The 15,058-nt window shown below is 64.9% G+C and carries 8 protein-coding genes; 1 reads left to right on the top strand and 7 read right to left on the bottom strand.

The window, feature by feature from the left end; all coding sequences use genetic code 11:
- Positions 1–255: 255 nt before the first annotated feature.
- On the top strand, positions 256–1,695 hold the full coding sequence (locus AS031_RS02255; protein WP_058266506.1) for a GH1 family beta-glucosidase: 1,440 nt from the start codon (positions 256–258) through the stop codon (positions 1,693–1,695).
- Positions 1,696–1,778: 83 nt separating this feature from the next.
- Here the strand turns inward: AS031_RS02255 and AS031_RS20245 are convergent, their stop codons facing one another.
- The 7 genes from AS031_RS20245 to AS031_RS02225 all read right to left on the bottom strand — a co-directional run bounded on the left by AS031_RS20245 (position 1,779) and on the right by AS031_RS02225 (position 14,974).
- Positions 1,779–1,904, bottom strand: coding sequence for a hypothetical protein (locus tag AS031_RS20245; RefSeq protein WP_257122368.1), 126 nt, complete (start codon positions 1,902–1,904; stop codon positions 1,779–1,781).
- Positions 1,905–1,933: 29 nt separating this feature from the next.
- Positions 1,934–6,064, bottom strand: a complete 4,131-nt coding sequence (locus tag AS031_RS02250; RefSeq protein WP_058266505.1) for a hypothetical protein — start codon at positions 6,062–6,064, stop codon at positions 1,934–1,936.
- Positions 6,065–6,212: 148 nt separating this feature from the next.
- Entirely contained in the window at positions 6,213–7,403 is a 1,191-nt protein-coding gene (tuf, locus tag AS031_RS02245; protein ID WP_058266504.1) for an elongation factor Tu, read from the bottom strand.
- A 261-nt stretch (positions 7,404–7,664) separates the two neighbouring features.
- Entirely contained in the window at positions 7,665–9,779 is a 2,115-nt protein-coding gene (gene fusA, locus AS031_RS02240; protein ID WP_058266503.1) for an elongation factor G, read from the bottom strand.
- Between the two features lie 68 nt (positions 9,780–9,847).
- Positions 9,848–10,318 carry a 30S ribosomal protein S7 gene (gene rpsG / locus AS031_RS02235; protein WP_013601837.1) on the bottom strand — a complete coding sequence of 157 codons (471 nt, stop codon included), beginning with the start codon at positions 10,316–10,318 and terminating at the stop codon, positions 9,848–9,850.
- A 1-nt stretch (position 10,319) separates the two neighbouring features.
- Complete coding sequence (gene rpsL / locus AS031_RS02230) at positions 10,320–10,694, bottom strand: 30S ribosomal protein S12 (RefSeq protein ID WP_009358312.1); 375 nt, start codon at positions 10,692–10,694, stop codon at positions 10,320–10,322.
- Positions 10,695–11,074: 380 nt separating this feature from the next.
- Positions 11,075–14,974 carry a DNA-directed RNA polymerase subunit beta' gene (locus AS031_RS02225; protein WP_058266502.1) on the bottom strand — a complete coding sequence of 1,300 codons (3,900 nt, stop codon included), beginning with the start codon at positions 14,972–14,974 and terminating at the stop codon, positions 11,075–11,077.
- Positions 14,975–15,058 lie beyond the last annotated feature (84 nt).

Here is a 15,058-nt window from a genome sequence, read left to right as displayed (position 1 = left end):
ACCGACCCCCGCGGTCGGGCGTGTCGCGCTGTCCACGCATACAAATCCGCATTTTCCATTGGGGTGGGTTATGTTTGGGCTTCAACTTGGACCCTGACACCCGGCATTATCCGGATCGGGACACGAAGAAGCGCTTGAACAACTCATCTAGTATGCCGGAAATCTGCGGCAGATGCCAATCGCCTCCCACCCCTGCCAGGGCAGAAGCCCGCGCGGGCCATTGCCCCCGCCGCCCGGCGAATGGAAGATGGGGGAATGACGCTGGAAAGCACTGAATCCGTCACCGCACTGGCCAGCCGGATGCCGCCGTCTTTCACCCTGGGAGTGGCTGCAGCGGCGTTCCAGATTGAAGGAGCCCTCGCGGACGGGGGCCGCGGCCCGTCCGGCTGGGATGCCTTCGCCCAGAAGCCGGGTGCCATCGTCGACGGCCACTCCCCTGCCGTGGCCTGCGACCATTACAACAGGCTTCCGGAGGACGTAGCGCTGCTCAAGGAGCTTGGCGTGGATTCCTACCGGTTCTCCCTCGCGTGGCCCAGGATCCAGCCGGACGGCCGCGGAAGACTGAACCCCGAGGGCCTGGATTTCTATGACCGGCTCATCGACCAGCTGCTCGAAGCCGGCATTGCACCCATGGCCACCCTTTACCATTGGGACACGCCGCTGCCGTTGGAGCACCGCGGCGGCTGGCTCAACCGGGAAACCGCGGAACGCTTCGGCGACTACGCGGCAGCCGCCGGTGACCGCTATGGGGACCGGGTAACCCAGTGGGTGACGCTCAACGAACCTGTTTCCGTAACGCTGAACGGCTATGCCCTCGGCGTCCACGCCCCGGGCAGGGCGCTGATGTTTGACGCCCTTCCGTCCATCCATCATCAGCTCCTCGCGCATGGCCTCGGCGCGCAGGCCCTCCGCGCAGCCGGCGTGAAAGGCGGGATTGGCGTAACGAATCTGCACGCACCCGTGCGTGCAGCATCCCGAAAGGTCGGCGACCGGCTGGTGGCGCACCTTTACGACCTGCTGATGAACAGGATCTACGCAGATCCGGTCCTGCTGGGCCGGTATCCCCGGCTGCCGATATACGCGCGCCCCTGGCTCCGGTCCATTGGGCGCATTTCCGACGCGGACCTCCGCACGATCCATCAGCCACTCGACTTCTACGGGCTCAACTACTATTTCCCCGTCAAGGTAGCGATCGGGCAGGGTACTGCAGCCATCCCGGCGGACATGCACAAGGCAGTCGCCCGGCTGCCCTTCCACGAGGTGGGCTACCCCGAGATGGCCAACACGGGCTTTGGCTGGCCCGTTGCTCCCGCCTACCTTGGGATCCTGCTGAAGGAGATGCGGGACCGGTACGGCGATGCCCTGCCCCCGGTCTATATCACCGAGGGCGGCGCCAGCTTTCCTGAACCGGATACGGTCTCCGGCACGTTGCAGGACGGCGAGAGGGTTGACTACCTGGCCTCACACCTCGGGGCGGCCCTGGAAGCAACCGCTCCGGGCGGCATCGCCGCCGGAGTGGACCTCCGCGGCTACTACGTGTGGACCCTGATGGATAACTTCGAGTGGGCGGCGGGGTACTCCCAACGGTTCGGGCTGGTGCACGTGGACTTCGCCAGCCAGGAACGTACTCCCAAGCAATCGTTCTACTGGTACCAGGCGCTTTCACGTGCACGGCGGAAGTCCGGCGGCAGCTGAAAGGAGGGGCCCTCAAAGAGGGAAAAGCTGAACCAAAGCAGCCGCCGGGGCCTCGTATGGCTGCAGGCCGCCGGCTGGCTGCCCTACTGGTTCCGGTTGGCCCGGTTGATCCGCTTGGCCCGCTCTATCTCGTGCCGGAAGTGCTTCCTGGCCCAGAAGACACCGGCCACGACGGCTGCGGCGATGATCAGGAAAATCAGCCATCCCATGATGAACTCCTCTCAACGCTGCAACAGTATCAGGGCACGTCCCGGGCGGGGGTGTCCTTGCCGGCCTGCTGCTCAACGCCGGAGGTCCGGTTCAGGCGCCACACGGCAAAGGCAATGAGCCCGACGGCGATCAGCGCCAGCAGTGCGAACGTGTACCCCCGCATGGCCCACAGGATGCAGGCGGCAACGCCGGCGGCTCCCCATCTGACGAACACTTTGTCACTGGCCACAAGCCCGGCGACCAACACCAGGGCAAGCATCACAAGGAGCCACAGCTGTTGGGCGGTGCTGCCGCCGAACACGGTGCCGGCCCCGGACACGGTCAGCAGGGACGCCGCGGCGATTCCAACCGCGCGGCCGGCCCCTGCCTGGCCGGAGTAGTACCGAAGGGCTGCAATCACGGCGCCGAGCACCACGTACCACTGGGCCACCCAGAATGGATCCGGCAGTCCAGCCGCCGGTCCCACCACACTGTCCAGATCGAAGATCGCCGCCCTCTGCACACCGGCGAGGACCACAAGGGCCCCCGCTTCCGCAACCGTCCGGCGGACCGCCGGCGGTACCTCCACGACAGCCACGCCGGCCGCCGCACCCAGGGCAGCCGCTGCCGCCCAGGCTGTCGCATCGGCCGGAAGCCCCGCCAGGGCTGCCAGGACCAGGCCAGCAAACGCCCCGCCGGCCAGCGACCATCGGCGCCAGGGATCCGACCCTGCTGTGTCCGGCCTGGCGGTCCGGACCCCATACAGGGCGATTCCCGCCGCAGCGGCGCTGAGCCAGGGCACATAGCCCGCCCAGACGCCGGGGGCTGCGGCCGGAAGCTCCGCGGCAACCATGAATGTGCCGGCCAGGACTGCTGCCGACGCCGGTGCGTAGAGTGCGGCAGAGTCCTCCGTGTGTGCAGCACAGAAGAGCACACCGGCCAGGACCAGTACGGCTGAGCCGGCAATCCAAGGCTCGGCCACCCCGGCGAGGAGCAATGCGGTCAGGGTGAAACCAAGGGCCGTTGTGAGCCACAACCAGCGTTCGGAGCCGTCCGGGGCGCGCAGCCGCCGGGCCAGCACCACACCGGTTCCGGCGGCAGCAACCGCCAGGGACAGCAGGACCAGCGCCGTGCCCGTGTAGTCCAGGACGGCTGGCTCCCGCAGGACCAGCGGACTCAGCGTGAGCACCGCCGCAAGCAGTGCGAAAGCCCCGAAGTACAAGGCCCCACGGGCCAGGAACGAGTACCGCGCAACGATGGCTGAGGCGAGCAGCAGCCCTGCTTCCAGCAGCAGTATCCAGCGTTCGGCGTCGTCGCCGCTTCTTCCCTGCTCCACAAAATACGCCAGCGGAAGGGCGGTCTGGCCTGCGAGCGTAATCCATACTGCCGCCTGCTGGAACGGGACCGTCGTCATGCGGGACCGCATCAGCCACCGGACTCCATGCTGTGCGGCGAGGACACCTGCGAAGGTCACTGAGACAACGTCCGGGGACGCCGAAATATCGTAGCTGAGGACGACCGCAAGAGTGGCCGTGAGGATCCTTGCGGCCACGAAATAGGCGCCCTTGGCCGTCGCGTGCGGGGCTGCGGCCACCATCACCGCGGCCAATGCTGCGAAGATGCCGAGCTGGACCTCCACTGCGGCGGGGTTGCCCAAGGAAAGCCCTGTCAATGCAAAGAACGCCGCCGGGGCATACCAGGCACTCCCGCGCCCGCTCCGGAGGACGACAGCGGCCGCGGCAGCGGAGGTCGCAGCAAGGGCAGGGACCAGCACATGCTGCCAGCTGCCTTCGGAGAGTGGCCACAGGAGCGCACACCCGATGATCTGGACTGCCAGGACAGCACCGGCGTCCGCGGCGATACCACCTGGTGCCCGACCAAGCCTGAAGGACAACAGCACCACGGCCATTTGGACGGCGAGCACGGCCACCAGCACAGTGCCGGGCCGGAGCACCTCCCCCAACACTGCCGGTACACCGGCAGTGTTAACCAGTTCATCGAACGCAGTCAGCGTCAGCACAGTGGCGGCAGCACGGGCGAGCCACCAATATGCCCAACGGTGCAGCCGGGGCCGCAACCGAAGGGCAGTGCCGGCAAGGTAGCTGACAACGATGGCCAGGGCCAGGTTGCCGCCTCCGGACGAGACCCAACTGAAGGCGAAGACCACCATGACCGCGGCGACAACCGGAGGCAGCACTTCCCCCATGCGTGGAGTCCAGGCAGAACCTTCCTGCCTTGACCGGACCAGCAGCAGCCCCACTCCGGCCGCCGCGGCAAGCTGGATGAGGATTGCGGCCCACGTCAGGGGCCTGCCAAGTCCAGCCTCCAGCTCCGAGAGGACGGCCACGCCAATTGTGCCGGCGGCCGAGAACCCGAGAAGGGTTGTCTGCGGCGCCATGGCCGGGCGGCCGCCGCGCTGCAGGAGCGATGACAGCAGTTGCTGGGCTGCGGCGGCAGCGACGAGGCTGAACCAGACGGCCTGCCCCTGCGTCCGGCCTTCTGCCACGGCCGCCGTCACCGCGGGAACGGCCACCGTGGCGGCCAGCCGAGCGTTGAGCAGCAGCACCTGCCGCCGGGCTCCGCCCGCGCGCAGGGCCCTGACAATCCACAGGGCGGCTGCTCCGATGACCATCAGGGCGAATTCCCACTCCCCCATCACCCGGCTGGCCATCAGGGCCAGCAGCAGCGAGGCGAACGGCAGGAGCTCAGCGGAACCTGCGATCCGGGCGGCCAGGATAAAGCTGGTGACCAGCAAGATCAGCACCGGAACCCCGAGTGGCACGGCGGCCGTGTTGGGCACCCACGAGGCAGCGATGGCACTGACAATGCTGATGCCGGCAATGGCTGCGGTTGCCACCCCCTGCAGCGCGTGCGTTGCGACGGCATCCGGACGCCACCGGGAAGACGTCAGCTGCGGCTGTGCGGACACCGAATCCGCGGCACCAACGGCGCTTGCCGTCCGGCGGCCCGGGAGCCAGGTGTCCAACCGTGGGCCGAGGGTGGCTACGCCGATGGACTGCACCGCGAGCATGGCCGCGGCCGTGAACAGCCCGTCCCTGACGTTGTCTGTAAGCTCGAGGATCGCCACGGACGCAGAAACGGTCAGCGACGCCCGTGCAGCATAGAAGTTGGGAAGCCTGTGGGGTGCCGCTCGAACAGCGGCAACAGCGGCGAAGTAGAGGCCGCAGAGTCCGAGGATGAGCGCGTACTGGCCAAGGCTGATGTTCAACAGGAACGTGGCGGCCACGGCAACCGCCGGCACCACGACGGGGTGCAGGGTCACGAGCGGCTTCAGGAAAAGTGGGGGCAACCAGCCCGGCCTTCCAAGGCTGAGCAACGTGAAGAGTGAGGCAAGGGCGATGAGCACCACGAAGTACCAGACCAGGGCCGCACCGAGCACCGCCATCCCTGACCACGCCGTGGAGATCAGGAAAGTCAGGGACAGGTACGCCAGCACCCTGCTTTCCAGCCTGAGGGCGGCAGCGATGTAAGCAAGCGTGCCTATCACCGAGGTGGCCAGCCATGCCCCCGCCCCGTTGGCCCAGACGAAACTGTAGAGCGCCAGGCCTGTAACCGGCGCCATGGCCAAACCCGTGCCGGTGAACGCCACGGCTGCCGGCTTGAGCCGGGGAACCCGGTGGTGCAGGAGGAAGCCTGCGCCGTAGAACAGAACGGCCACGGAGCAGACCCCCGCGAACTTCATCATGGGCGGCAGCCCTGTGCCGATGAACAGCGCCGCGGCTGCCACCAGCAGGAGGCTTGCAACATAAAGGGTGACATTGATGTTCTGGCGGTCGCGCCGCTCACGCCGCGCCTTCAACTCAGCCTCGGTCACCACCGGACGGAACCCCGCAGTCCCTTGGCCGTTCCGGGCATGGGCCTGCGGGCGGCGCTTGGCCTCTGTAGGCGTTGGCCCGGCACCCGCCGACACCGCCGCCGGACGGCTGACGGTACGTGCGGATGGTTCCGCGGCCCACGCAGGTGCGGGCGCAGACTGCTTGGCGGACGGGACAGCCGGGAAAGGCGGTGCGACCCTGACCACCTGCGCCGGCGCGGCAACCTGGGCCGGGGGTATCACCGGTGATTCCAGGTCCCGGCCCTCCGCGACCTTGGCCATGGCATCCTTCCAGCCCTGCAGGTGGCCTGCCCGGTAGCCCGCTTCGTAGGAGTCGTCCTGCATGGCAAGGCCTTTCAGAGTAAGAGGGTGTCTCAGATTTATCCAATGACTGGATTAACGGTAGCAAAAGAAAACCCCGCTGCACACGGCAGCGGGGCTTTCTGTGGATTACCCGGAACAGGATTCCGGGCAACCGGTGATCAGCAAGAAATTACTTGATGATCTTGGTAACGCGTCCCGAACCAACGGTGCGGCCGCCTTCGCGGATAGCGAAGCCGAGGCCCTCTTCCATAGCGATCGGCTGGATGAGCGCAACGGTCATCTCAGTGTTGTCGCCGGGCATAACCATTTCCGTGCCCTCGGGCAGGGTGATAACGCCGGTAACGTCCGTCGTACGGAAGTAGAACTGCGGGCGGTAGTTCGAGTAGAACGGGTTGTGACGTCCGCCTTCGTCCTTGGACAGGATGTAGACGTTGGCCTCGAAGTCGGTGTGCGGGGTGATGGAACCCGGCTTGACGACAACCTGGCCACGCTCGACGTCGTCACGCTTCAGACCGCGGAGCAGGAGGCCACAGTTCTCGCCGGCCCATGCTTCGTCGAGCTGCTTGTGGAACATCTCGATACCGGTGACGGTGGTCTTCTGGACCGGGCGGATGCCGACGATCTCAACCTCGGAGTTGATGGCGAGGGTGCCACGCTCGGCGCGGCCCGTAACAACGGTGCCACGGCCGGTGATGGTGAAGACGTCTTCGATCGGCATCAGGAACGGCTTGTCGCGGTCACGGACGGGGTCCGGAACGGACTCGTCGACGGCAGCCATCAGGTCCTCAACGGACTTGACCCACTCGGGATCGCCTTCCAGGGCCTTCAGGCCGGAAACGCGGATCACCGGAGCGTTGTCGCCATCGAAGCCCTGCGAGCTCAGGAGCTCACGAACTTCCATTTCGACGAGGTCGAGGAGTTCCTCGTCCTCAACCATGTCAGCCTTGTTCAGCGCGACCAGCAGGTAGGGAACACCAACCTGGCGGGCGAGCAGAACGTGCTCGCGGGTCTGAGCCATCGGGCCGTCGGTAGCAGCAACCACGAGGATTGCGCCGTCCATCTGGGCAGCACCGGTGATCATGTTCTTGATGTAGTCAGCGTGACCGGGGGCGTCAACGTGTGCGTAGTGACGCTTCTCGGTCTGGTACTCCACGTGGGAGATGTTGATGGTAATACCGCGCTGACGCTCTTCGGGAGCAGAGTCGATCGACGCGAAGTCGCGCTTTTCGTTGAGATCCGGGTACTTGTCGTACAGCACCTTGGAAATGGCGGCCGTCAGCGTCGTCTTGCCATGGTCAACGTGACCGATGGTGCCGATGTTGACGTGCGGCTTAGTCCGCTCGAACTTTGCCTTTGCCACAGGTTCCTCCTAGAACGTTTTCAAATGGCTTGCCTTTCGGCCGCGCTTCTCGCGGCAGAAACTCAGGCAAGTCTACTTGGGGGCTTTGGATTGGTGAAATTGCGGATCCAGGAACTAATAGTAATCCCCTGAACCTGCTCGTACAGGGGGCCGGGACGGGGATTCCGGACCTGGTCCGGTCCGCCCCGGCCACCTGCACCGGCTGCGCTGCCCGTTTCCGGTCACGCACCCGAGGTGTTCGCTTTGAGAGCCCTGTACGGACTACTCGCCGCGGCTCTTCTGGATGATCTCGTCGGCGACAGCCTTCGGGACCTCCGCGTAGCTGTTGAACGTCATGGAGTACACAGCACGGCCCTGGGTCTTGGACCGCAGGTCGCCGATGTATCCGAACATGCCGGACAGCGGCACGTGGGCGCGCACAACCTTGACGCCTGCAGCGTCTTCCATGGACTGCATCTGGCCACGGCGGGAGTTCAGGTCGCCGATAACGTCACCCATGTATTCCTCAGGGGTACGCACCTCGACGTCCATCAGCGGTTCGAGCAGGACCGGGTTCGCCTTCTTCGCAGCTTCCTTGAACGCCATGCGACCGGCGATCTTGAAGGCCATTTCAGAGGAGTCGACATCGTGGTAAGCGCCATCGATCAGCGTTGCCTTGATGCCCACCACCGGGTAGCCGGCCAGGACGCCGTCGTTCAGCGCATCCTGGATGCCTGCGTCAACAGACGGGATGTACTCGCGGGGAACGCGGCCACCGGTGACCTTGTTCTCGAACTCGTACAGCTCGCCCTCGGCGGTGTCCAGCGGCTCGATGGCGATCTGGACCTTTGCGAACTGGCCCGACCCACCGGTCTGCTTCTTGTGCGTGTAGTCGTGGCGCTCCACGGCACGCTTGATGGTTTCGCGGTAGGCCACCTGCGGCTTGCCCACGTTGGCCTCGACCTTGAATTCGCGGCGCATGCGGTCCACCAGGATGTCCAGGTGGAGCTCGCCCATGCCGGCGATGATGGTCTGGCCGGTGTCTTCGTTGAGGGACACCTGGAAGGTGGGGTCCTCAGCGGAGAGCTTCTGGATGGCCGTGGAGAGCTTCTCCTGGTCACCCTTGGTGTTCGGCTCGATCGCAACGGAGATCACGGGCTCCGGGAAGCTCATGGATTCCAGGACGATCTGGTTGCTGGAGTCACACAGGGTGTCACCCGTGGTGGTGTCCTTGAGGCCGATTGCTGCGTAGATGTGGCCTGCGGTTGCTGCCTCGACGGGCATTTCCTTGTTGGCGTGCATCTGGAACAGCTTGCCGATGCGCTCCTTCTTGCCCTTGGTGGAGTTGACCACCTGGGCACCGGATTCCACGTGACCGGAGTACACGCGGATGAAGGTGAGCTGGCCGAAGAACGGGTGGGCCGCAATCTTGAACGCCAGTGCCGAGAACGGCTCTTCGGCGGACGGCTTGCGGGTCAGTTCCTTCGACTCATCCTTGGGATCGTGGCCGATCATCGGAGGAACGTCGAGCGGGTTCGGCAGGTAGTCGACGACAGCATCGAGCATCGGCTGGACGCCGCGGTTCTTGAAGGCGGAGCCACAGAAGACCGGGTACAGCTCGGAGTTGATGGTCATCTTGCGGATGCCGGCCTTCAGCTCGTCAATGGTGAGCTCTTCGCCTTCGAGGTACTTCTCCATGAGTTCCTCGGAAGCCTCGGCAACCGTCTCAACGAGGTTGGCGCGGTATTCCTCGGCCTTGGCCTGGAGGTCAGCCGGGATCTCCTGGATCTCGTACTTGGCACCCATGGTCACGTCGCCCTTGGCGTCGCCCGGCCACACCAGCGCACGCATGTAGAGCAGGTCCACGACGCCGATGAAGTCGTTCTCGGCACCGATGGGCAGCTGCATGACCAGCGGCTTGGCACCGAGGCGGCTGATGATGGTGTCTACGGTGAAGTAGAAGTCCGCACCGAGCTTGTCCATCTTGTTGACGAAGCAGATACGCGGAACGTTGTACTTGTCAGCCTGGCGCCACACAGTCTCGGACTGCGGCTCCACGCCTTCCTTGCCGTCGAAGACAGCAACGGCACCGTCGAGGACGCGCAGGGAGCGCTCAACCTCAACCGTGAAGTCCACGTGGCCGGGGGTGTCGATGATGTTGATCTGGTTGTTTTCCCAGAAGCAGGTCACGGCGGCAGACGTGATGGTGATGCCGCGTTCCTTTTCCTGTTCCATCCAGTCAGTGGTCGAAGCGCCGTCGTGCGTTTCGCCAATCTTGTGGTTCACACCCGTGTAGAACAGGATGCGCTCGGTGGTGGTGGTCTTGCCGGCATCGATGTGGGCCATGATGCCGATGTTGCGGACCTTACTAAGGTCGGTAAGCACGTCCTGTGCCACGGGGTCTCCTTTTGGGATGGACTACACGTTCGCCGCCGGCTCGGTTGAGCCGGCGGCGCCCGGGAGTATTACCAGCGGTAGTGTGCGAAGGCCTTGTTGGACTCGGCCATCTTGTGGGTGTCTTCGCGACGCTTCACAGCGGCACCGAGACCGTTGGACGCATCCAGGATTTCGTTCTGGAGGCGCTCGGTCATCGTCTTCTCACGGCGGGCCTTGGAGTAGCCAACCAGCCACCGCAGGGCGAGTGCGGTGGAGCGGCCCGGCTTGACCTCAACCGGAACCTGGTAGGTGGCGCCACCGACGCGGCGGGAGCGGACCTCGAGGGAAGGCTTGACGTTGTCCATGGCCTTCTTGAGGGCTGCTACGGGGTCGCCGCCTGACTTGGCGCGGGCGCCTTCGAGGGCACCGTAGACGATGCGCTCTGCCGTGGACTTCTTGCCGTCAACGAGCACCTTGTTGATGAGCTGGGTGACCAGCGGGGAGCCGTAAACGGGATCCTGTACGAGCGGCCGCTTGGGGGCCGGACCCTTGCGAGGCATATTACTTCTTCTCCATCTTTGCGCCGTAGCGGCTGCGGGCCTGCTTACGGTTCTTCACACCCTGGGTATCGAGGGCGCCACGGACGATCTTGTAGCGGACACCCGGGAGGTCCTTCACACGACCACCGCGAACGAGCACAATGGAGTGCTCCTGCAGGTTGTGGCCAACACCGGGGATGTAGGCGGTAACTTCCACGCCGCCGTTGAGGCGCACACGGGCCACCTTACGCAGAGCCGAGTTCGGCTTCTTCGGGGTGGTGGTGTAGACGCGGGTGCAGACACCGCGGCGCATCGGGCTGCCCTTAAGCGCGGGAGCCTTGGTCTTTGAGACCTTAGGCGTGCGGCCCTTGCGGACCAGCTGGTTAATCGTAGGCACTCTCGTGTTCTCCGTTTTATCCGGAGCAGCCGTTTCCGGCCGCTCTCTTGTTGCGTTGCCCCGCCGCCCGGGCCTTGAAGAAGGTCTCCAGGGCGGCGAAGGCGAAGCCTTTAATAGTCGGATCACATACCGGGGCGGCGCTGCTACAGCACCAGTCCCTAGGCATGCAAAAATGTGGCATACGTTGCACAAGAACCCTGCAAACCGGAAACGTCGCTCTGGCTCAGCCTTTCAGCTGGAGCCGGCGCTCTCATCCACTGCCACAATAACAATTGCTGTCCAGTCTAGCATGGACAGCCCCCAGCCCTTAATCGGCGGGTTAAACGGGGATGGTCCCCCACCTTTCGGTGCGGGACCATCCCTGGGTCAGGCGGTGCCTGTCAGCGGAAATCGTTGCCGAGATCGTAGTCGTCCAGCGGAATGGCGTGGAACTCCGGAGCTCCGTCACCACCGAGGGTGTCGTACGAGAAGTCGCTGAAGGCGCTGGGGCCGGTGAACAGATTGGCCTTTGCTTCTTCAGTGGGCTCGACAGTGACCTCGGTGTAGCGCGGCAGGCCCGTGCCGGCCGGGATCAGCTTACCGATGATCACGTTCTCCTTGAGGCCCAGCAGCGGATCGCTCTTGCCTTCCATGGCCGCCTGCGTCAGGACGCGGGTGGTCTCCTGGAAGGAAGCTGCGGACAGCCAGGACTCGGTGGCCAGCGACGCCTTGGTGATGCCCATGAGCTCGGGACGTCCGGAAGCCGGAGTCTTGCCCTCGGACACGACGCGGCGGTTGGCGTCCTCGAAACGGCTGCGCTCGGCGAGCTCGCCGGGCAGCAGGTCCGATTCGCCGGACTCGATGACCGTGACGCGGCGCAGCATCTGGCGGACGATGACCTCCACGTGCTTGTCATGGATGCCGATGCCCTGGCTGCGGTACACGCCCTGCACTTCGTCCACGAGGAACTTCTGTGCAGCACGCGGGCCCATGATGCGCAGGACCTGCTTCGGGTCAACCGGACCGTTGATCAGCTTCTGGCCGACCGTTACGTGGTCGCCGTCTTCGATCAGGAGGCGTGAACGGCGGAGGACCGGGTAGGCGATCTCTTCCGTTCCGTCATCCGGGGTGATGACCAGGCGCATCTGCCGCTCGGACTCTTCGATGGTGATACGGCCGGCCGCTTCGGCGATCGGCGCAACACCCTTCGGAGTACGGGCTTCGAAGAGCTCCTGGATACGGGGCAGACCCTGGGTGATGTCGTCGCCGCCGCCGGCGGACACGGCGCCACCGGTGTGGAACGTACGCATGGTCAGCTGGGTACCGGGTTCACCGATGGACTGTGCGGCGATGATGCCCACGGCCTCGCCAATGTCCACGGTCTTGCCGGTGGCCAGCGAACGGCCGTAGCACAGGGCGCAGGTGCCGACGCTGGACTCACAGGTGAGCACGGAGCGGACCTTGACCTCGGTGATGCCTGCCTTGAACAGTTCGTCGATGACGACGTCGCCGCAGTCGGTGCCGGCGGCTGCGAGGACGTTGCCCTCGGAGTCCACGACGTCGACGGCCAGGGTACGTGCGTACGCGCTGTTCTCGACGTTCTCGTCCAGGACGAGCTCGCCGTTGGAGTCGACGACGGCGATCGGCGTGACCAGGCCGCGCTCGGTGCCGCAGTCCTCTTCACGGACGATGACATCCTGCGAGACGTCCACCAGGCGTCGGGTCAGGTAACCCGAGTTGGCGGTACGCAGAGCGGTATCGGCCAGGCCCTTACGGGCACCGTGCGTGGCGATGAAGTATTCCAGCACCGACAGGCCCTCACGGTAGGAGGACTTGATCGGACGCGGGATGATTTCACCCTTCGGGTTGGCCACCAGGCCACGGATACCCGCGATCTGGCGGACCTGCATCCAGTTACCACGTGCACCGGAGGACACCATGCGGTTAATCGTGTTCATCGGGGACAGGCTTTCACGCATCACCGAGGCGATGTCGTTGGTGGCCTTGTTCCAGATTTCGATCAGTTCCTGGCGGCGCTCGTCGTCGTCGATCAGGCCCTTGTCGTACTGGCCCTGGATCTTGGCGGCGCGCTCTTCGTACCCGGCAAGGATCTCCGGCTTGGCAGCCGGAACCTCGATGTCCGAGATGGCCACGGTGACGCCCGAGCGGGTTGCCCAGTAGAAACCGGCATCCTTCAGGTTGTCCAGCGTTGCCGCGGTGACGACCTTCGGGTAGCGCTCTGCGAGGTCGTTGACGATCCGGGACAGTTCGCCCTTGTCCGCGACGGCCTCAACCCATGGGTAGTCCTCGGGTAGGGTCTCGTTGAAGAGGACCTGGCCCAGGGAGGTTTCCACCAGTGCGGGCTGACCCTGCTCCCAGCCTTCGGGGGCTTCCCAGCCGGCGTAGGGCACGAAGCCTTCGAGGCGGATCTTCACCTGCGAGTTCAGGTGCAGCTCGCGGGCGTCGAACGCCATGATGGCCTCGGACACCGAACCGAAGACGCGGCCTTCACCGGCCGAGCCCTTCCGCTTGGTGGTCAGGTGGTACAGGCCGATGATCATATCCTGCGACGGCAGGGTGACCGGGCGTCCGTCAGAGGGCTTCAGGATGTTGTTCGAGGACAGCATCAGGATGCGGGCCTCAGCCTGGGCTTCGGGGCTCAGCGGCAGGTGGACTGCCATCTGGTCGCCGTCGAAGTCGGCGTTGAAGGCGCCACAAACCAGCGGGTGGAGCTGGATGGCCTTGCCTTCAACAAGCTGCGGCTCGAACGCCTGGATGCCCAGGCGGTGCAGGGTAGGTGCACGGTTGAGCAGCACCGGGTGTTCGGTGATGATCTCTTCGAGGACGTCCCAGACCTGCGGGCGGTAGCGTTCGACCATCCGCTTGGCCGACTTGATGTTCTGGGCGTGGTTGAGGTCAACCAGGCGCTTCATCACGAACGGCTTGAACAGCTCCAGGGCCATCTGCTTGGGCAGGCCGCACTGGTGCAGCTTCAGCTGCGGGCCGACGACGATGACCGAACGGCCAGAGTAGTCGACGCGCTTGCCGAGGAGGTTCTGGCGGAAACGGCCCTGCTTGCCCTTGAGCATGTCGCTCAGGGACTTCAACGGACGGTTGCCCGGTCCGGTGACCGGACGGCCGCGGCGGCCGTTGTCGAAGAGGCTGTCAACAGCTTCCTGAAGCATGCGCTTCTCGTTGTTGACAATGATCTCCGGAGCACCCAGGTCAAGCAGGCGCTTGAGGCGGTTGTTGCGGTTGATCACGCGGCGGTACAGGTCGTTGAGGTCGGAGGTCGCGAAGCGGCCGCCGTCCAGCTGGACCATGGGGCGCAGTTCCGGCGGGATCACCGGGACGGCGTCGAGGACCATGCCAAGCGGGCTGTTGTTGGTGGTCAGGAACGCGTTGACCACCTTCAGGCGCTTGAGGGCGCGGGTCTTGCGCTGGCCCTTGCCGTTGGCGATGACATCGCGCAGGGCTTCGGACTCGGCCTGCATGTCGAAGTTCTCAAGGCGCTTCTTGATGGCTTCGGCACCCATGGAGCCTTCGAAGTACATGCCGTAGCGGTCGCGCAGCTCGCGGTACAGCCCTTCGTCACCTTCGAGGTCGGCGACCTTCAGGTTCTTGAAGCGGTCCCAGACCTGCTCGAGGCGCTCGATGTCGGCGTCGGCGCGCTTGCGCACGTTCGCCATCTGGCGGTCGGCGGAGTCGCGGGCCTTCTTCTTGTCGGCAGCCTTGGCGCCTTCGCCCTCGAGGCGGGCGATTTCGCCTTCGAGGTCGCGGGCGATCGCCGCGATGTCGGAGTCGCGGTTGTCGATCAGCTGCTTCTTCTCGATGTCGTGCTCAACCTGCAGGTTGGGCAGTTCGTCGTGGCGGGCAGCTTCGTCGACGCTGGTGATCATGTAGGCAGCGAAGTAGATGACCTTTTCGAGGTCCTTCGGTGCCAGGTCAAGGAGGTAGCCCAGGCGGGAGGGAACACCCTTGAAGTACCAGATGTGCGTGACCGGGGCGGCCAGCTCGATGTGGCCCATGCGCTCACGGCGGACCTTGGCGCGGGTGACCTCGACGCCACAGCGCTCACAGATGATGCCCTTGAAGCGCACGCGCTTGTACTTGCCGCAGTAGCATTCCCAGTCACGGGACGGTCCGAAGATCTTCTCGCAGAAGAGGCCGTCCTTCTCGGGCTTGAGCGTGCGGTAGTTGATGGTTTCCGGCTTCTTAACCTCGCCGTAAGACCAGCCGCGGATGTCTTCCGCGGTGGCGAGGCCGATCTGCATGAGGCCGAAGGAGGATTCGCTGGACATATGGTCCCTGTTCTCTCTTGTTCTCTAAAGTCTGAAGTCTTTGGTGCGGGATGAGGACGTCAGGAGGACGACGGCGGACGCGGC

Source organism: Pseudarthrobacter enclensis, from assembly GCF_001457025.1.
Taxonomy (GTDB): Bacteria; Actinomycetota; Actinomycetes; order Actinomycetales; family Micrococcaceae; genus Arthrobacter; species Arthrobacter enclensis.
The sequence above is the reverse complement of the archived record's forward strand: the minus strand, read 5'-3'. Positions and strand labels throughout refer to the sequence as shown.

Excerpts from the sequence above, each read along its gene's own strand:
- AS031_RS02255 (WP_058266506.1), top strand. The coding sequence starts at position 256 with ATGACGCTGGAAAGCACTGAATCCGTCACCGCACTGGCCAGCCGGATG.
- AS031_RS20245 (WP_257122368.1), bottom strand. The coding sequence starts at position 1,904 with ATGGGATGGCTGATTTTCCTGATCATCGCCGCAGCCGTCGTGGCCGGT.
- AS031_RS02250 (WP_058266505.1), bottom strand. The coding sequence starts at position 6,064 with ATGCAGGACGACTCCTACGAAGCGGGCTACCGGGCAGGCCACCTGCAG.
- rpsG (WP_013601837.1), bottom strand. The coding sequence starts at position 10,318 with ATGCCTCGCAAGGGTCCGGCCCCCAAGCGGCCGCTCGTACAGGATCCC.
- AS031_RS02225 (WP_058266502.1), bottom strand. The coding sequence starts at position 14,974 with ATGTCCAGCGAATCCTCCTTCGGCCTCATGCAGATCGGCCTCGCCACC.